The organism is Streptomyces kronopolitis (assembly GCF_014646275.1).
In the GTDB taxonomy this organism is placed as follows: Bacteria; Actinomycetota; Actinomycetes; order Streptomycetales; family Streptomycetaceae; genus Streptomyces; species Streptomyces kronopolitis.
In genome coordinates, this window is sequence record NZ_BMND01000010.1 from 96,465 (window position 1) to 114,372 (window position 17,908).

15 protein-coding genes are annotated in these 17,908 nt (G+C 73.1%); 8 read left to right on the forward strand and 7 right to left on the reverse strand.

Translation table 11 applies throughout. The annotated features are described in order from the left end of the window. Nucleotides 1-147 precede the first annotated feature (147 nt). On the reverse strand, nucleotides 148-660 hold the full coding sequence (locus IEY78_RS14100; protein ID WP_229699936.1) for a MarR family winged helix-turn-helix transcriptional regulator: 513 nt from the start codon (nucleotides 658-660) through the stop codon (nucleotides 148-150). Between the two features lie 96 nt (nucleotides 661-756). Between IEY78_RS14100 and IEY78_RS14105 the strand changes: the two genes are divergently transcribed. The 3 genes from IEY78_RS14105 (at nucleotide 757) to IEY78_RS14115 (ending at nucleotide 4,835) form a co-directional block, all read left to right on the forward strand. Then, on the forward strand, nucleotides 757-1,170 hold the full coding sequence (locus IEY78_RS14105; protein ID WP_189098087.1) for a hypothetical protein: 414 nt from the start codon (nucleotides 757-759) through the stop codon (nucleotides 1,168-1,170). Continuing rightward, nucleotides 1,167-2,645 carry an FAD-dependent oxidoreductase gene (locus tag IEY78_RS14110; RefSeq protein WP_189098089.1) on the forward strand — a complete coding sequence of 493 codons (1,479 nt, stop codon included), beginning with the start codon at nucleotides 1,167-1,169 and terminating at the stop codon, nucleotides 2,643-2,645. Before IEY78_RS14105 ends, IEY78_RS14110 begins: the two co-directional genes overlap by 4 nt. Nucleotides 2,646-2,891: 246 nt before the next feature. After that, complete coding sequence (locus tag IEY78_RS14115; protein WP_189098091.1) at nucleotides 2,892-4,835, forward strand: glycoside hydrolase family 5 protein; 1,944 nt, start codon at nucleotides 2,892-2,894, stop codon at nucleotides 4,833-4,835. A gap of 24 nt (nucleotides 4,836-4,859) precedes the next feature. Here the strand turns inward: IEY78_RS14115 and IEY78_RS34410 are convergent, their stop codons facing one another. After that, nucleotides 4,860-5,678 (reverse strand): phosphotransferase family protein, encoded by an 819-nt coding sequence (locus IEY78_RS34410; protein WP_229699937.1) that lies wholly within the window; start codon nucleotides 5,676-5,678, stop codon nucleotides 4,860-4,862. Nucleotides 5,679-5,743: 65 nt separating this feature from the next. On the opposite strand from IEY78_RS34410, the gene IEY78_RS14125 reads away from it, so the two are divergent. Together IEY78_RS14125 and IEY78_RS14130 are read left to right on the forward strand one after the other, a co-directional pair. After that, on the forward strand, nucleotides 5,744-6,676 hold the full coding sequence (locus IEY78_RS14125; protein WP_189098093.1) for an aminoglycoside phosphotransferase family protein: 933 nt from the start codon (nucleotides 5,744-5,746) through the stop codon (nucleotides 6,674-6,676). A 54-nt stretch (nucleotides 6,677-6,730) separates the two neighbouring features. Then, nucleotides 6,731-7,033: a PASTA domain-containing protein gene (locus IEY78_RS14130; RefSeq protein ID WP_229699938.1), complete on the forward strand. Its 303-nt coding sequence runs from the start codon at nucleotides 6,731-6,733 to the stop codon at nucleotides 7,031-7,033. Between the two features lie 120 nt (nucleotides 7,034-7,153). Here the strand turns inward: IEY78_RS14130 and IEY78_RS14135 are convergent, their stop codons facing one another. After that, complete coding sequence (locus IEY78_RS14135) at nucleotides 7,154-8,302, reverse strand: Glu/Leu/Phe/Val family dehydrogenase (protein ID WP_189098097.1); 1,149 nt, start codon at nucleotides 8,300-8,302, stop codon at nucleotides 7,154-7,156. Beyond that, a complete protein-coding gene (locus IEY78_RS14140) occupies nucleotides 8,295-11,252 on the reverse strand; it encodes an FAD-binding and (Fe-S)-binding domain-containing protein (protein WP_189098099.1) in 2,958 nt (985 codons plus the stop codon). The genes IEY78_RS14135 and IEY78_RS14140 overlap by 8 nt, the downstream gene beginning before the upstream one ends. 156 nt (nucleotides 11,253-11,408) lie before the next feature. Here IEY78_RS14140 and IEY78_RS14145 point away from each other — a divergent pair, with 156 nt between their 5' ends. Then, nucleotides 11,409-12,326, forward strand: a complete 918-nt coding sequence (locus tag IEY78_RS14145) for a LysR family transcriptional regulator (RefSeq protein WP_229699939.1) — start codon at nucleotides 11,409-11,411, stop codon at nucleotides 12,324-12,326. Between the two features lie 40 nt (nucleotides 12,327-12,366). On the opposite strand, the gene IEY78_RS14150 is transcribed toward IEY78_RS14145, so the two are convergent. The 3 genes from IEY78_RS14150 to IEY78_RS34415 form a co-directional block, all read right to left on the reverse strand. Then, nucleotides 12,367-13,782: an amino acid permease gene (locus tag IEY78_RS14150; protein WP_189098103.1), complete on the reverse strand. Its 1,416-nt coding sequence runs from the start codon at nucleotides 13,780-13,782 to the stop codon at nucleotides 12,367-12,369. 355 nt (nucleotides 13,783-14,137) lie between these two features. Then, the gene (locus IEY78_RS14155) at nucleotides 14,138-15,052 is read right to left on the reverse strand and encodes a LysR family transcriptional regulator (RefSeq protein ID WP_189098105.1); all 915 of its coding nucleotides are present in this window, start codon (nucleotides 15,050-15,052) and stop codon (nucleotides 14,138-14,140) included. Between the two features lie 84 nt (nucleotides 15,053-15,136). Next, on the reverse strand, nucleotides 15,137-15,352 hold the full coding sequence (locus IEY78_RS34415; RefSeq protein WP_229699940.1) for a hypothetical protein: 216 nt from the start codon (nucleotides 15,350-15,352) through the stop codon (nucleotides 15,137-15,139). On the opposite strand from IEY78_RS34415, the gene IEY78_RS14160 reads away from it, so the two are divergent. Together IEY78_RS14160 and hglS are read left to right on the forward strand one after the other, a co-directional pair. Beyond that, a complete protein-coding gene (locus tag IEY78_RS14160) occupies nucleotides 15,339-16,445 on the forward strand; it encodes an NAD(P)/FAD-dependent oxidoreductase (RefSeq protein WP_229699941.1) in 1,107 nt (368 codons plus the stop codon). The two genes, IEY78_RS34415 and IEY78_RS14160, sit on opposite strands and share 14 nt — an antisense overlap. Nucleotides 16,446-16,470: 25 nt before the next feature. Further along, complete coding sequence (gene hglS / locus IEY78_RS14165; RefSeq protein WP_189098108.1) at nucleotides 16,471-17,862, forward strand: 2-oxoadipate dioxygenase/decarboxylase; 1,392 nt, start codon at nucleotides 16,471-16,473, stop codon at nucleotides 17,860-17,862. Nucleotides 17,863-17,908 lie beyond the last annotated feature (46 nt).

Genomic DNA, 17,908 nt, shown 5'->3' on the forward strand with positions numbered 1-17,908 from the left:
ACGTGCCGAGCGCGGCGTCGCGCGGTTGCGCGGGACCCGGGGTGGCGGGCCGGCGAGTCGAAGCGGACGGCGGCCGCCGATGTCCTGCCGCCCGGGCGTGTCAGGCGCGGCGGCGGCCCGGCGCCACGAGGCGCGCGAGCGCCCTGATCAGCTGTGACGCCCTTCCAGGCTGATCAGCAACGTCCGCAGGGCGGCATTGAGCTGGCGCTGCTGCTCGTCCGGAAAGGCGGACAGCAGCCGGCGCTCGGCCTCGGTCTTGGTGGCGAAGACCTGGGCGGCGCGGGCGCGGCCGGGCTCGGTGAGGGTCACCAGGATGCTGCGGCGGTCGTCCGGGGCGATCTCCCTGCTGACCCACCCCTTGGCCTCGAGGCGGGAGACGCGATTGGTGACGGCCCCGGTGGTGAGCTGCATCTGCTCCATCAGGTCCTTGGCGCTGACCCGGTGATGCGGCAGTGTCCGGTACAGGCAGGCCAGCAGCTCCAGTTCCCACAACTCGATGCCGTGCCCGGCGAGTTCACGCTTGAGCTCGATCTCCATGTGGTGTGCCACCCGCCGCAGCCGGTACACCAGCGCTTTGGATTCCAGATCGGCGAGGTCGTGTGCACGGGCGATGACATCGATCATGCCGTCGATGCGGTCGCGGGGGGAGCTGTCGGTCACCCGCCGGATCCTAGCAGCGCTTTGACAGGTAGGCGAACGTTAATTAGCTTAACGTTAAGATAATGAGCTCCATGTCCAAGGCGATGGAGGATCCGTATGACGCGCACGGGGCGTGAGAAGGTCGGCCAGGTCGTCACCCTGGCCGGAATGGCGGCGGCTCTGCCGTCCGTATGGCAGACCGTCACCCACATCACGGACGACAGCTATCGGACGCCCGAGGTGCGGGACGGCGCCGGCCATGTGCAGTACCACATGGCCCGCGAGGCCCTGATCACCGCGGGCAGCCTGGCGGCCGTCGGGATCGGCGTGCTGTCCGGGCCGCGGCGCGGCAGGCAGCTGTGGGGGGCGATGGCCGCTGCCGGGGCCGGCTTCGCGGCGGCGATGTGGTCCGGCGGACCCACGACGGGCGTCTGGGCGCCCCACTCCAAGGCCCTCGCGGTGCACCTCGCCTCCACCACCGGTCTCGCCGCGGGCATCTGGCTGCTGCGCCCCGAGCGGGAGTGCCGATGAGCACCGAGGTGATCGTCGCGGGAGGCGGGCCGGTCGGGCTGCTGACCGCCGCGCTCCTGGACGCGGCGGGGGTGCGCGTGGAGGTGCTGGAGAGCAAGGCCGGCCAGAGCGAGCACTCCAAGGCGGCCGCGATGCATCCGCGGACCCTGGAGATCCTCACCGTCCTGCGGACCGACGACGGCCGGCGGCTCTCCGATGTCCTGGTCTCGCTCGGACGCCCCGAACCGGCCACCCACTTCGCCGCCCTGCCCGATCTGCTCGACTACTCCGGGCTCGACACGCCCTATCCGTTCCTGCTGGTGATCCCGCAGGCGACGACGGAGCGGGTGCTGGCGGACCACCTGCGACGGCGCGGCGTGCCCGTCCGCCACGGCCACGAGGTCACCGGCTTCACCCAGGACGACGACGGGGTGCGGGTGACCGTCAACGGCGGTGTGCACGAGGCCCGTTACCTGGTCGGTGCGGACGGGGCGCGCAGCGTCGTACGGCGGGAGGCGGGCATCGACTTCCCCGGCACGCCGCCCACGACGGTGGGATTCGTCGCCGATGTCACCCTGGCCGACCCGCCGGACCGGGTCCGGCACTACTGGGATCATCGGCGGGGCCAGGCCAGCATCATCCCGTTCCCGGACGGCTGGTGCCGGGTGTTCGGCACCACGGTCGAGGACACCGGACTCACCCCCGAGCAGGTGCGCACGCGTCAGTCGCAGGCGCTGACCGTCGAGGAGGTGCGGGCCGCCCTGCGGCGCGTGACCGGCACCGACCACGGGCTGTGCGAGGTGCGGTGGCTGTCCAAGGCCGGTGACACCACGCGACAGGCGGCCCGCTACCGGAGCGACCGGGTCTTCCTGGCCGGCGACGCGGCGCATGTCCATTTCCCCGCGGGCGGCCAGGGCATGAACATCGGCATGCAGGACGCGGCGAACCTGGCCTGGAAGCTGGCCGCCGAGATCCAGGGCCGGGCACCGTCCATGATCGTCGACGGACCGGCCGCCTACGAGCGGGAGCGGGCCCCTGTCGCCGCCCGGCTGGCCACCAACACCCTTGCCCAGGGCGCCCTGTTCACCACCTTCACCCCAGCGGGGGCGGCGCTGCGGGACCTGATGAGCGGGCTGATCGCCAAGGGTGGTGACACTGCCGACGACCTCGCCGCCTGGCTGTCCGGGCTCGGCCACTCCTATCCGCCCGCCGTCCCCGGGCACCCCTTGGAAGGCCGCCGTGCGCCGGACCTCGCGCTGGCGGCCGGCTCCGTGCACCGCCGGCTGGCCGTCGACCGGTTCCTGCTCGCCGACTTCACCCCCGACGCCGCCTTCGGACACCTGCGCCCGCACGGTGCCGAGGTCGTCCAAGCCCTGCCATGGTCGGGCCTGTCCGCCGCGCTGATCCGGCCGGACGGCTACATCGCCCGCGCCTGGACCGCTCCCGACGCGGCGGGGGTGAGCGCGGCGCTGGAGGCCTGGACGAGTCGCGGGTGAGGGGCCCTGGTCCACCGCGGCGTGTGAGGGGCCGCGGACCGCGCGCCCGGCGGCCCCCCGGCGGCAACACCCTTAACAGTGACGGCAATTCAGCTGACTCCATGGAGAAGTGACAGGGAATCAGCCATACGCTATGGCTCCCCTTCCGCCTCCCCGCTACCTTGGCCCTGCCCTCGGCGATCTCCTGGCCCGGGGCAGCCCGCCGGACGGCCCCGACGGGTACCCCCGGCGAAACGGGCAGCTGAGATGAAGTCTCCGGTACGTGCGGCGTGCGGCGCCCTGGCGATATGCCTCGCTCTCCTGGGCACCACCGTCTCCGGCGCGGGCGCGGCAGCCGTCGCGCCCGCTGCCGTACGGACCGCCGCGAAGCCCGGCACCTCCGCCGCGTCGTGGACCGCCCCGCTGTCCACCCGGGGCCGCTATATCGTCGACGCCGACGGCACCCGCTTCCGGCTGAAAGCGGGGAACTGGGACGGCGCACAGGGCTCCTGGAGCGGCTCGGGCGACAGCAATGATGCGTCCAGCCACCACAGCGGCCAGAACTCCCACGGCATCCCGCTCGGCCTGGACCGCGTCGCCCTCCCCGCGCTGCTGGCCGACTTCCACCGGCTGGGCCTCAACAGCATCCGGCTGCCGTTCTCGAACGAGATGATCCGCGGCACGGCCCCGGTACCCGATGCCGCGGTCGCCGCGAACCCGGGACTGCGCGGCAAGACGCCGCTGGAGATCTTCGACGCGGTGATCGCAGCCCTGACCGCGGACGGTTTCGCCGTCATCCTCAACAACCACACCTACACCACCCGATGGTGCTGCGGCCTCGACGGCAACGAGCGCTGGAACAGCCACCAGAGCACCCGGCAGTGGGCCGACGACTGGGTCTTCATGGCCCGCCGCTACCGCGACAACGCCCGGGTCGTGGGCGCGGACCTCTACAACGAAGTGCGCCGCGATGTCTGGAACGACCCCAACTGGGGACTGGGTGACGACCACGACTGGCAGGCCGCGGCCCAGGAGGCGGCGGACCGGATCCAGACCGAGGCCAACCCCCGCCTCCTGCTCATCATCGAGGGCATCAACTGGACCGGACTGCCCGTCGACGGCCTGCCGCACGGCCGCCCGACCCTCACCCCCGCCCGCACCCTCTCGCACACCCTCCTCGTCTCCGGCAAACTCGTCTACTCGGCCCACTTCTACGGCTACACGGGCCCGCACCACAGCGGCGCCACGGGGCTGGGGGAGACCAGCGACCCCCGCTACCAGGACCTCTCCCGTGAGCAGCTCCGCGCCGTATTGCACGATCAGGCGTTCTTCGTCTCCCAGGAGACCGGACAGCACTTCACCGCACCCCTGTGGATCAGCGAATTCGGGGTCGGCGCCGAGGAGCAGGGGACCGCGGCCCGCACCTGGTTCGGCAATCTGACCGACTACCTCGCCGACACCGACACCGACTTCGCCTACTGGCCGCTCGTCGGCTGGAGCACCGACGGCCAGGGTCGGCCGGGCGGCGACAGCTGGGCCCTGCTGCGGTACGACAACACCGGGAAGCGCACGGGGATCCTGGACGGCGACGACTGGCGCGCGACCGCGTGGAACCGGCTGACGACGGCCCCGCAGAGGACGGGCCCGGTGCCCCGCACCCCCGCCTGGCACATGCTCACCCTCGACCACCGGGACTTCGTCCAGTCCCTGAGTGCCCGGGCCCTGGGCGACTGGGACAACGGCGCCCGCAAGGCGGCCTGCCCCGACGGCGAACGGCTGATCGGCCTTAGCCACACCCGGGGCCGCGGCCTGTGCACCGACGCGCCCACGGCCCGCGACCTGCGCCGGCCCGACGGCGTCCCCCAGGTCGTCCGCGACGAGCGGTATGTCCCGGCGGGCGGCGACTGGGCTCCCGGCTACAGCAAACTCCAGTGCCCCGAGGGCCACTTCCTCACCGGCTACAGCCTGCGCGGCGAGCGGGTCTCCGCCGCCCTGTGCATGCCCGCCGGGGGCCCGCTCGGCAGCGGCGGCGCAACCGTCTGGTTCGACCGCGGCGACCACCGCCCGTCCGGCGACCCCGGCGGCGAATTCGCCTACGGCCGCTTCAAGGGCCAGTGCGCCTCCGACACCTATGCGGCCGGCCTCGCCTACACCACCCGCCTCGGCCACCAGGGCACCCCCGACGCCCTGCTGTGCCGCCCACTCTCCTGACGGGCACACCGACGGGGCATTGCCTCAGCCGAGCAGATCCCGCAGACGCCGGGACTGGCGCTCCACGGCGTCGAGGGGGTTCCGCCGGCTGCCGCTCCGGGCGTCGGACAGCAACAGGAACAGCCAGACGAGGGCGAGCAGTCGGCGGTACTCGCACAACCGGGCTCGCTCCGCCCGGGTGAGCGCGAAGTGGCCGAGGAACGAGCCGACATCGAGGGGGTGCTCCGCCCAGCTCGCCACATGCTCGGTGATCTCCGCCAGCTCGAAGGCCCGATCGCTGCGGCCCGAGTCCTCGAAGTCGACGATCCGGACGGTGCGGACGTCGTGGAGGAAGTTCGCGAGATTGCCGTCCCCGGCACCGAACACCTGCGGGCCCGCCGGCGGGCCGGGCAGATCGAGGTGCGCCGACGCCAGCCAGGCGAGCCCGGCGTCCATGGCCTGTGCCACCGGCCCGCCGAGTCCCGGTCGCGTGCGGGGCGTCCAGCGGTGGATCCTGGCGACGAGTTCCCCGGCGAGGTCCGGACGGGGCGGGACGTGCTCCAGCGCCTCGGGCGGCACCGCGGTGTGCAGCCTGTGCAGGGCTGCCGCCAGCGCGCCGACCTGTTCGCCCGACAGGGGACGCCCGCGCATCGGCTCACCGGACACCCGCGACATCACCACCATGGGCTCGGCGGCGGCAAGGTCGCACTCGCGCGGCTCGGCCGCCAGCCCGGGAGCGTGCACGGCCAGCAGGGACAGCGCCCGCCACTCGCGCTCGGCGCCCGCCCGATCCGTCCCACGGAACCGCTTGATGACCCGGTCGGGCAGCAACTCGACCGTATGCGTGCAGTGTTCGGGCATCATGACGGCGATCCTGGCAGACGGCGGCCGCCGTCCCGCGCGTCCGGGGCCGGCTCTACGCTCGCGGTATGACATCCGACAGGCTCGTGCCCCCACACGGCGCGGGCGCCCGCACGTTGCACGCCGATGAGGCGGACATCGACATGCCCCTGGTGCGCCGACTGCTCGCTGCGCAGTTTCCGCAGTGGGCGGACCGTTCGCTGACGGCGGTGGACTCCGCCGGTACTTCGAACGCCATGTACCGGCTCGGCGCGGACATGGTCGTCCGGCTGCCGCGCACCGCCGGGGCGGCCGGCGACGTGGAGAAGGAGCACCGCTGGCTGCCGCGGCTCGCCCCCACCCTCCCGGTGGCCGTCCCCGCACCGCTGGGGAAGGGGAGCCCCGCCGACGGCTATCCGTGGCCCTGGTCCGTCTACCGCTGGCTCGACGGCGGCAATCCGGCCCCCGGCCGCCTCGCCGCACCCGCTCGGCTCGCGGCGGACCTCGCGGAGTTCGTCGCGGCCCTGCAGCGCATCGACCCCGCGGACGGGCCGCCCGCCTACCGCAGCGAGCCCCTCCGGGAGCGGGATGACGCGACGCGGGCGGCGCTGGCCGAACTCGACGCCCTGGTCGACACCGAAGCCGCGACCGCGGTGTGGGAAGCGGCTCTGCGGGCGCCGTCCTGGCCGGGCCCGGCCGTCTGGATCCATGCCGATCTGCAACCGGGGAACGTGCTGCTCGACCGCGGACGGCTCAGCGCCGTCATCGACTTCGGGTGCGCCGGCCTGGGCGATCCCGCTGTCGATGTGATCGCGGCGTGGTACCTGCTGCCCGCCGAGGCGCGCGGCGTCTTCCGTACGGCCCTGGGGGTGGACGAGGCGACCTGGGCGCGGGGCCGCGGCTGGGCGCTGTCCGTCGCGCTCATGGAACTCAGCTACTACCGGACCAGCCATCCGGTCATGGCGGACATCGCCCGGACGGTGATCGGGGAAGTCCTCCTCGGCCACCCGGGTGGCTGCTGACCCGCTGTCACGTGCCGTGCGGTGACCCTCGCCGGTGAGGATCGTTCCCAGGTCGTGAAGCGAATCGTCACCGCCTCGGTCCTCGCCCTGCTCGCCCTCGCCCCGGCCGGCCCGGCCCGTGCCGACGACGGCCCGGCACTGATGCCGCAGGTCACCGGCCGGGGCCTGGTCTCCGCCTACCAGGCCCTCCACTACGATCCCGCGCTCCGGCTCAGGGACGGACGGGGCGCGGGGCGCCATGTCCTGTGGCCCGCGAGCTGGAAGGTCTGCGCACAGAGCCCGGATGCCGGGACACCGCTGACGGACCGGAAGGTCACCCTCGTCGTCGTGAAGAACCGCGAGTCCTGCCGGCCGTGAGACGCCACCGCCGCTCCGGCGCGGCGCACGGGTGTGCCGGGGAGATGATGGCGGGACAAGGCGCGAGGCGGAGGCCCAGGCCGGACCGCGGGCCGAGCCCAACTCGCGGCCGGAGCACGGTCAGCCGCGCGGGATGCGCCCCTTGCTCTCCATGGCGGCGCGCACCCGTGCCTCGGCCAGTCGGCGGCCGGCGGTGTGCGGGGTGACCTGCTGCTGCCGGGCCTCGTCCAGGACGGTCACCGTATTGGCGCGCAGCTTCGCCGAGACCGTCTCGAAGATGCCGGCGGTCTCCGGGCGGAAGCCGGAGTAGCGGGCGTCCATCGCGAAGGCGGCCGCGACCACGCCGCCGGCGTTGGCCACGAAGTCGGGGACCACCGTGATCCCGCGCTCCGCCAGGACGGTCCGGGCCTGCGCGGAGGTCGGCAGATTGGCGCCCTCCACCACGAGCTTCGCCTTGATCTCGTGGGCCGTGCGGTGCGTGATCACGTCCTGGAGCGCGGCGGGTACCACGATGTCGCAGTCCACGGTGAGCTCGTCGCCCGCGGCGAGCGCGCTGCCGCTAGGCCGGTGGGTGACGAAGCGGTCCCCGTGTTCCGCACGTGCGGCCAGCAGCGCGTCGAGGTCCAGGCCGCCGGGGTCGTGCAGCGCGCCGTGGGCGGTGGACACCGCGACGACGGTGGCGCCGAGTTCGACGAAGCGCCGGGCGGCGGCGCTGCCCACCGCCCCGAAGCCCTGAAGCGCGACCCGGGCCCCGGCCAGCGGCAGCCCCTGGTGCCGTGCCGCGGCGTCGGCGGCCTCGGCGACTCCGTAGCCGGTGACCCCGAGCCGGTCGTAGGCCACCCCGCCGAGGTGTTCGGGGGTGCCGACGGCGGCGCCGCGGTCGCCCAGTTCGTCCTGGATGATGGCGGCGTCGTCCTCCGTCAGACCCATGTCGAGCCCCATCACATACGCGCGGGGCACCTCGTTGGACAGGGCGCGGGCGAAGGCGCGCAGCACCGCCTCCTTGTCGCGGGAGGCGGGGTCGGCGACGATGCCGGCCTTGGCGCCGCCGTAGAACAGATCGGCGGCGGCCCACTTCCACGTCATGACGCGGGCCAGCCGGGACACCTCGTCGACGGTCACGCCGGGGCTCATACGGGTTCCGCCCTTGCCGATGCCGCGGGCGGTGTTATCGATCACCAGGACGCCCTTCATCCCGGTGCGGCGGTGCGAGACGACGACGATCTTCTCGGGGCCCCACTCGTCGACGAGGGAGAGTGCATCAGTCACGGAAGCGTTCCTTATCGCTGGGAAGGGCGGGCGAGGCGGTCCGGCCGGAGGTGCCGGACGGGGGCAGGGCGTGGGCGATCAGCTGGGCGAGGTGGGTGCCCCGGCGCGAGGTCTGCTGGGCGATCTGGGTGCGGCAGCTGAAGCCGTCGGCCAGGATCCGGGTGTCGGCGGCGGCCGCGCGCACCGCGGGCAGCAGAACGTGTTCCCCCGCGGCCACCGAGACCTCGTAATGGCCGCGTTCGAAGCCGAAGTTGCCGGCCAGTCCGCAGCACCCGGACGCGAGCGCGGTGTTGTCGACGCCCATCCGGGCCAGCAGGGCGCTGTCGGCACCGAAGCCGGAGGTGGCGTGCTGGTGGCAGTGGGTCTGGCTGAGCGAGCGGGCCTCGATTCGCGGGGGCTGCCAGCCGGGGGCGTGGTCGACGAGGAGTTCGGCGAGGGCGCGGGTGGACCGGCCGAGGGCCCGGGCGTCCGCGTCGCCGTCGAGGAGTGCGGGCAGGTCGTCGCGGAGGGCCGCCGTGCAGCTCGGCTCCAGGCCGACGACGGGGACACCGGCCCGGACGGCCGGCCGCAGCGCGGCGGTGGTGCGCCGGGCGAGGCGGCGGGCGACGCCGAGCTGTCCGGTGGTGATCCAGGTGAGCCCGCAGCACTGGGTGCCGTCCGGCACCTGTACCCGGAAACCGGCGTGTTCCAGGACCGCCACGCCCGCGCGGAGGACCTCGGGGCTGAAGTGGTTGTTGAACGAGTCGACCCACAGCACGACCGGGCCGCGCCGGCCGTCGCCCTGCGGGGTGCGGCGGCGGAACCACGTCAGGAAGGTCCGGTCGGCGAAGCGGGGGATGTCGCGCTGGGCGGCGATGCCGCCGAGCCGTTTGAGGGCCGGAGCCAGCCGGGAGGAGGTGAGCGCGTTGACCAGCCCGGGGATCCGGGCGGCCGGCCGTGCCAGCAGGGGCAGCCAGCCCATGGTGTAGTGCGAGGCGGGGCGCAGCCGCCCTTGGTAATGGTGGTGCAGGAACTCCGACTTGTAGGTGGCCACGTCCACGCCCACGGGGCAGTCGGCGCTGCATCCCTTGCAGGACAGGCACAGATCGAGGGCGTCCCGGACCTCGGTGGAGCGCCAGCCGTCGGTGATCACCTCGCCCTGGGTCATCTCGTACAGCAGCCGGGCGCGGCCGCGGGTGGAGTCCTTCTCGTCGAGGGTGACTCGGTAGCTGGGGCACATCACGTCCCCGCCACCGCCGTTCGCCGAGCGGCACTTGCCGACACCGACGCACCGGCGGGTGGCCTTGGCGAAGTCACCGTCGTCGGCGGGGAACGGGAAGACGGTGGCCAGCGGCAGGGGAGTGCGGTGCGGGCTGACCCGCAGATGGGCATCGACGGGCAGTGGCCGAACGATCATGCCGGGGTTGAGGCCGTGGTCGGGGTCCCAGACGTGCTTGAACTCCTCGAACAGGGCGATGATCTCGGGGCCGTACATGAGGGGCAGCAGTGCGGAACGGGCCTGGCCGTCGCCGTGCTCGCCGGACAGCGAACCGCCGTGCGCGGCGATCAGCCGGGCGGCCTCGGTGACGAAGGCGTGGAAGACGGCGGTGCCCTCCTCGGTGCCGAAGTCGAAGGTGATGCGGACGTGCAGACAGCCCTCGCCGAAGTGCCCGTAGACGGCGCCCTGGAGGCCATGGCGGTCCAGCAGGGCGGTGAACTCCCGTAGATAGGAGCCGAGTTGTTCTGGCGGGACGGCGGCGTCCTCCCACCCGGGCCAGGCCTCGTGGCCCTCGGGTGAGCGGGTGGCCAGGCCGGCGCCGTCCTCGCGGATCCGCCACAGCCGGCGGGCGCGCGCCGGATCGGTGATGACCTCGCTGCCGGTGCAGCCCGGCGTCTGCCGCGCGGCCTCCGCCAGCGCCTCGGCCTGCCCGGGAAGGGTGTCCGCGGTGCCGCCGAGTTCCGCGAACAGCCAGGCCCGCGCGGCCGGCAGGGTGTCGATGGCGGCCCGGGTCTCGGGCCGGGTGACGATGTCGGTCAGCGCGTGGTCGAGCCCTTCCAGCGCCAACGGCCGGTGCCCGAGCAGTGCGGGGACCGCGTCGGCCGCGGCACAGGCGTCCGTGAAACCGAGGACGACCAGGGCCCGCTCGGGCGGCGGGGAGAGCAGCCGGACGGTCGCCGACAGCACGACGGCCAGCGTGCCCTCGCTGCCGACCAGCGCCCGCGCGAGGTGGAAGCGCCGCTCGGGCAGCAGCTGTTCCAGCGCGTAGCCCGAGACCTGCCGCGGGAACCGCCCCAGCCCGGTGCGCAGCACCGCCAGATTGCGCTGGGCGAGGTGGTGCAGCGCGGCGATCAGCTCCGCGCGGTCGTCGCCCGCCGCGATGGCCTGGTCGATCTCCTTCTGGCTCATCTCGCCGAGCCGGACCACCGTGCCGCGGTAGGTCACCACCTCCAGTTCCACGATGTTGTCGGCGGTGCGGCCCCAGGCGAGGGAGCGCGAGCCGCACGCGTTGTTGCCGATCATGCCGCCCAGGGTGCAGCGGCTGTGCGTGGAGGGGTCGGCGCCGAACAGCAGCCCGTGCCCGGCGGCGGCCGACTGCAACGCGTCGAGCACCAGGCCGGGTTGGACGGTCGCGGTCCGGGCGTGCGGGTCCAGCGCGAGCAGCCGGTTGTAGGAGCGGGAGAAGTCGAGCACCACGCCCGATCCGACGGCCTGCCCGGAGGTGCTGGTGCCCGCTCCCCGGCAGGTGACCGGCACGCCCAGGCGCCGGCACACCCCGAGGGCGTTGAGGACGTGCTGCCGCTCGCGGGGGAAGACCACGGCCAGCGGGATCCGGCGGTAGTTGGAGGCGTCGGCCGAGTACCGTGCCCGGGTGCCGCGGTCGCCGGCGACCGTGCCGCAGTCCCCCTCCCGGAGGGCCTCGGCCACCGCCGCCGCATCGAGGCCGCCACGGTCCTGGGCTGTCGTGGTCACCGTCGTGTGCTCCTTCGTGCTCACCGCTCGCCTTCCGCCTGGTTGCGACCACGATGTGGGCCGGGCGGGGCGTCCGACAAGGCCCAGCAGCGCGAAAGTATTGACGCTTGAGGCCAAAGAATGCTTATGCTCGTTCTTCTGCGTCCCCGGGAGCCCGTGTTGCTGAAGCCACTGCATCTGCTCACGCTGAAGGCCGTCGTCCGCACCGAGTCGTTCGCCCTCGCCGCCCGCGACCTCGGCTACACCGCCTCCGCCATCTCGCAGCAGATCTCCGCCCTGGAGAAGGAGACCGGCCTGTCGCTGTTCGAGCGGGAGGCGCACGGGATCCGTCCCACCGCCGCGGCCCACCGCCTGGTCGACCTCAGCACCCATGTGCTGGCTGCCATGGACGAACTGGACCACCAGGTCCACGAGCTGGCCACCGGCGCCACCGGCCGGCTGCGGCTGGGCAGCTTCCCCACGGCCGATGTCCGGCTCGTCCCCTCGGCCCTGTCCGCGCTCGTCGACACCCATCCGCGGGCGCAGATCCAACTGGAGGAGGGCGAACCCGAGGAGCTGATCACCGCCCTGGGCCACGGCGATCTGGATGTGGCGCTCGTGTACGAGTACGGGCTCAGCCCCCGGCAGTGGCCGGACGGGCTGACCCGCCATCAGCTGCTGCGCGAGGACCTCGTTCTGCTCCGGGCGCGCGGCAGCGGGCTGAGCGCCCAGCTGCCGCAGCTGTCCGGGGCCCGCTGGATCACCAGCCGCGAGGGCAGTGCCGGGGCCGGCTCCTTCGTCCGGCTGTGCGCGGCCGCCGGCTTCGAGCCCGCCGTCGCCTTCCGCAGCAACAACTACGGCGTGGTGCGGGAGCTGGTGTCCGCGGGCCTGGGGGTGGCCGTGGTCCCGGCGCTCGGCCACGTCCCGGACGAGGGCATCGAGGCCACCCGGCTCACCCAGCGCTCCGCACACCGCACCGTGCTGGCCCTGCACCGCGCCGAGAACAGCAACCCGCTGCTCACGACCATGATCGAGGCCCTGCGGCGCGCGGTCCCCACCGGGGAGCCGTGCCTCCACCCGGCACCGGCCGGGTGACCGCCCCGGCTCCCCGGCGGGCGCGGCGCCGGGGAGGCCGTCACCCGGCGGCCACGGGCGACGAGTCGCCGGAGTGGGGCACGTCGTCGGAGTCGGGCATCTCGTTCAGGGCGTCGAGGTCCACAGACCCGCCCGGCATGACCCGGCGGGTGCGGCGGTAGCCGTACGTGGCGTAGAGGACCAGTCCGACCACCAGCCAGCCGCCCAGCCGCACCCACGTCTGCCACTGCAGGAACGACATCAGCCACACCGAGAACACCATGCCCAGAACGGGCACCACCGGCATGCCCGGGCAGCGGAAACCGCGCCTCAGATCCGGCTTGCGGTAGCGCAGCACCAGCACCGAAGCGGACACCACCACGAACGCCAACAGCACGCCGATATTGGTGAGTTCGGCGACCGCGTTGATGGGCAGCAGCCCCGCCAGCACCGCGGAGACCCCGCCGATCAGCCAGGTGGCGCGGTGCGGGACCTTCCGCCGGGGGTGGATGGCGCCGAACCAGGCCGGCATCAGGCCGTCCCGGCTCAGCGCGTACCACAGGCGGGCGGCGGCCATCATGAAGGAGAACGTCACGGTGACGATGCCGATGACCGCGCCGACGGCGATCACATTGGCCAGCCCGCCCATCCCCACGCTCCGGAAGGCGCTGGAGATCCCGCTCTCCGGGTTGATCTCGGTGTAGTGCTGCATCCCGGTGAGCACGACGCAGACCAGCACATAGAGCACCATGGAGACCGCCAGCGACAGCATCATCGCCTTCGGCAGCTTGCGGCGGGCCTCCAGCGACTCCTCCGCGGCGGTGCTCAGCGCGTCGTAGCCGAACACGGCGAAGAAGACCGTGGCCGCGCCGGTGAACGCCCCGCCGAGTCCGAAGGGCGCGAAGGGGTGCAGATTGCCGGTCTTGACCTTGGTGAACCCGACCACGATCACCAGCAGCACGATGGCGATCTTGACGACGGTCAGCACCGTCTCCACCCGTGCCGAGGTGCGGGTGCCGCGGGTCAGCAGCCAGGCCACCCCGAGGCAGATCGCCACCGCCAGCAGATCGACCCGGTGGCCGGCCCCGGTGCCGGGCGCACCCAGGGCCCAGGTCGGCAGGTGGATGCCGACGGCCGCCAGCAGGAATCCCAGGTAGCCCGACATCCCGATCGCGACGACGGCGACGATCGCGGTGTACTCCAGCAGCAGGTCCCAGCCCACGATCCAGCCGACGATCTCCCCCAGGACCGCGGCGCAGTAGGTGTAGGACGAGCCCGCTTTCGGTACCATCCCGGCGAACTCGGCATAGGCGAACGCCGCACACAGCGACGCGGCACCGGCCACCAGGAACGAGACGAGCACGGCGGGGCCGGCGACATCGCGGGCGACGGCCGCGGCCAGGCTGAAGATGCCGGCCCCGATGATGGCGCCGATGCCGATCATCGTGAGCTGGGTGAGGCCCAGGGTGCGCACCATACGCTCCCCGCCGGTCTGTTCATGGGGCAGCGTGCGCCGGAAGATTCCCTGCGGACCCCTTCCCAGCAGGGCGGGAAGCGGAGATTTCGAGGTGTGATGGGGGGACATCGTTCGCTCCCTGTCGGCCAACGGCAACACGACGGGCTGCCGTCGTGGCGTGGGTCACCACTGGCCTGAAACCTTCACTCACGAGCCGCCCCGGCAAAAGAGACCGCAGCGCGACAACTTGCGGGGCTGAGGCCAAGGCGGGCTGGTGAACGCGCCCCGCAGGGCGAGTGGACGACCGTCTCGCACGGCGGGAGCAAAGACCGAGGAGGGCGGCAACTCGCCCTGTAGTGCAGCCCGTTGGAGACCGCTACCCGGCGGTGTCGCGTCGGGTCCCGGACACCGTCCGCAGCACCTCCACCAGCGCCGCCACCGTCGGCCGGTGCTCGGCGGAGGACCGGAACAGCACCACGATGTGCCGCTCGATCCGCTCCCGCAGACGGACGACATCGAGCCGGGACGCCCGCAGGCCCAGCATCAGACCGGTCACCGTGCTCACCCCGATCCCCGCCTCGACGAGGGCCAGGGTGGCCGCGGTGTCCGTCACCTCGTGCCGCACCCGGGGCTCGACGCCGGCGCGCCGGCAGGCGGTACGCACCGCGCGGCCGTAGTAGCTGTCCGGCGACGGCAGGATCCAGCCCAGGTCCTGGGTGTCCGCCAGGGTGACCACCTCGCGGCCGGCCAGCGACCCGACCGGCACCGCCAGCGAGAACCGCTCGCGGTACAGCTGCCGCACCCGCACGGCGGGCTCGCGCGGAATGGGCACGTCCGGGTAGTCCAGGCCGAGCGCCAGATCCACCGCGCCGGAGGCGACGGCGTCCTGCACCTCGTCCACGTTCATGTCGCGGCTGTGCACCGTCAGCCCCGGATGCACCCGCCGCACCTCCTGGAGGGCGGGCGGCAGGATCTCGGCGGCCGCCGTGGCGAACAGCCCCACCTGCAGCACCCCGGAGACCTCGCGCCGGGTGCGCTCCAGTGCCTCGACGGCCTCCGCCTCCGTGGACAGGATCCGCTCGGCGTGACACGCCAGCGTCCGGCCGGCGTCGGTCAGCTCCACCCGCCGCCCGACGCGCCGCAGCAGCTCCATACCGGCGGCCTTCTCCAGCGCGGCGATCTGCTGGGAGACTCCGCCGGGCGTGTATCCAAGGGCCTGGGCCGCCGCGGTGATCGTGCCGCGCCGGGTCAGCTCCACCAGGGACCGCAGCTGGGCACTCGTCCAATCCATATAGAGATCGTAATAGATCAGACGCAGTAACTGTACGTAGACGTCAACGGTTGTGGTGCTGCACGATGACGGGCAGCTAGCTGATCAGCTCTTCTTGCCAGCACCGACAGCCGGGCCGCGCGCCGCCCTCCGCACGGGCGCGGGGCCACGGCCTCCGGAAGGGATCGGCCTCTTGTCCATGTCGTCCAGGTCGTCCAGCTCCTCCATTTCCTCCACTTCCTCCACTTCCTCCAGCTCCCGCACCGTGCCGGCCACCGCCGATGTCGTGATCATCGGCGGGGGTGTGATGGGCACCAGCATCGCCTTCCACCTCGCCGAGGCCGGGGTGCGGCGCATCGTCGTCATCGAACGCGACGAGCTGGGCAGCGGCAGCTCGGGCAAGCCGATCGGCGGCGTCCGGGCCCAGTTCTCCGACCCGCTCAACATCGCCCTGGGCAGCAGGAGTCTGCGCGCCTGGCAGGACTTCGGACAGCGGCCCGGCGCCGACATCCGACTCGACGAGGTCGGCTACCTCTTCCTGCTCACCGGCGCCGAGCAGGCCGCGGACTTCGAGACCAGCGTCCGGATCCAGAACGAGCTGGGCGTCCCCAGCCGCCTCATCGACCCCCGCGAGGCACAGCGGCTCTGCCCCTACCTCAGCACCGACGGACTGGTAGCCGCCGCCTACTCCCCGGCCGACGGCCACGCCCGGCCCCGGCTGGCGGTCCAGGGCTACGCCCGCGCCGCCGCCCGCGCCGGGGTCGTCTTCGCCACCCGCACCGCCGTCACCGGCCTCGACACCACCGGCGACCGGGTCACGGCCGTCCACACCGACCACGGCCGGATCTCCTGCGCCACGGTCATCTGCGCCGCCGGCGCCTGGTCCGCGGCGATCGGCGACATGGCCGGCGTCCCCCTGCCGGTGCGCCCGGTCCGCCGCCAGCTCGCCTTCACCGAACCCCTCACCCCGCCCGCGCCCCGCATCCCCTTCACCATCGACTTCGCTTCGACGGCCTACTTCCACAACAGCGACGACGGGCTGCTGTTCGGCCTCGCCGACCCCGGCCAGGCCGAGGGCTTCGACACCACCTGGACACCGGACTGGCTCACCCTGTTCCGCGCCGCCGTACGGCACCGGGCCCCCGCCCTCGCGGACCTGGAGACCACCGGCGGCTGGGCCGGGCTCTACGAGGTCACCCCCGACCGCAACGCGTTGATCGGACGCTCCGGCACGCTGCCCAACTTCCTCTACGCCACCGGGTTCTCCGGCCACGGGTTCCTCCAGGCGCCCGCGGTCGGCGAGATCATGCGCGACCTCCACCTGGAGCGCGCACCGTTCCTCGATGTGACGCCGTTCAGCGCCGACCGCTTCACGACCGGCGCCCCGATCCGCCCCGAAATCCACGTGGTGTGAACTCCGACGGAAGGACGACCTCCCGATGATCAGCCAGTGGCAACTGCGCGCCGCCTTCGCCCGGCGGCTCTCGGACATGTACGGGCGCGAAGTGCCTGCCTACACCACGCTCGTGGATGTCTCCCGCGAGGTCAACGAGGACGTGCTGCGCGCACGGGGCGCCGACGCCGAGCGACTGGGATCCATCGGCCGGGTCACCGCGGAACGCCATGGCGCCATCCGCGTCGGCACCCCCGCCGAACTCCAGCAGGTCGCCCGGATCTTCGGCGCCCTCGGCATGCACCCGGTCGGCTTCTACGACCTGCGGGAGGCCGCCGCCAGCGCGGTCCCCGTCGTCTCCACCGCCTTCCGCCCCGTCGACGGCGAGGAACTCGCCCGCAACCCGTTCCGCGTGTTCACCTCCCTGCTCACCCCCGCCGACCCCCGGTTCTTCGACGACGACCTGCGCGCCCGCCTGGAGAACTTCCTCGCCGGACGCCGGCTCTTCCCCCCGGAGCTGCTGGACCTCGCCGACCGCGCGGAGGCCGCCGGGGAACTGCCCGAGGCGGACGCCGAACGGTTCCTGCACCTCGCCGTGCAGGCCTTCGAGTTGTCGCCGGAGCCGGTGGACCAGGCGTGGTACGAGACCCTGGAGCGGGTCTCCGCCGTCGCCGCGGACATCGGGGGCGTGCGCAGCACCCACATCAACCACCTCACCCCCCGCGTCCTGGACATCGACGAGCTGTACCGGCGGATGACCGCACGCGGCATCGAGATGATCGACACCATCCAGGGCCCGCCTCGCTGGCAGGGGCCCGATGTCCTGCTGCGCCAGACCTCGTTCCGCGCCCTCGCCGAGCCCCGCGCCCTGCGCACCCCGGACGGCGAGGTGGTCAGCGGGGCCCTGCGGGTGCGCTTCGGCGAGGTCGAAGCCCGCGGTATCGCGCTCACCCGCCGGGGCCGGGCCCGCTATGACGCGCTGCTCGTCCGCGTCGACGAGGAGGCGGCCCGCCGCCCCGGGGACGACCGGGCCGACCTCGCCCGCACCCTGTGGGCCGGGGAACTCCCCGACACCGAACAGGAGTTGGCCGCACAGGGGCTGGCGCACTTCACCTACCACGCCGAGCCCGGCCGGCCCCACGACGGCTCCCGGCCGCCCGCCGCCCTCCACGACCTGCTGGCACAGGGCTGGGCACGCGCCGAACCCGTCGTCTACGAGGACTTCCTGCCCCGCTCCGCGGCCGGCATCTTCCAGTCCAACCTCAGCGACGGAGGCTCCAGGAACAACGAACAGCAGGGCGCCGCCTACGACAGCGACTGGCTCTCCGGCGTCCTCGGACGCGACGTCCTGGACCCCTTCGACCTCTACGAGGAGCAACAGGACCGCTCCCTCGCCCAGCTCACCCGCGACCTCGGGCTGGACCGGACACCCCGCTGAACCGCACGACCCGCCACCCGCACCCGCCACACCCCCGAAGGAGCAC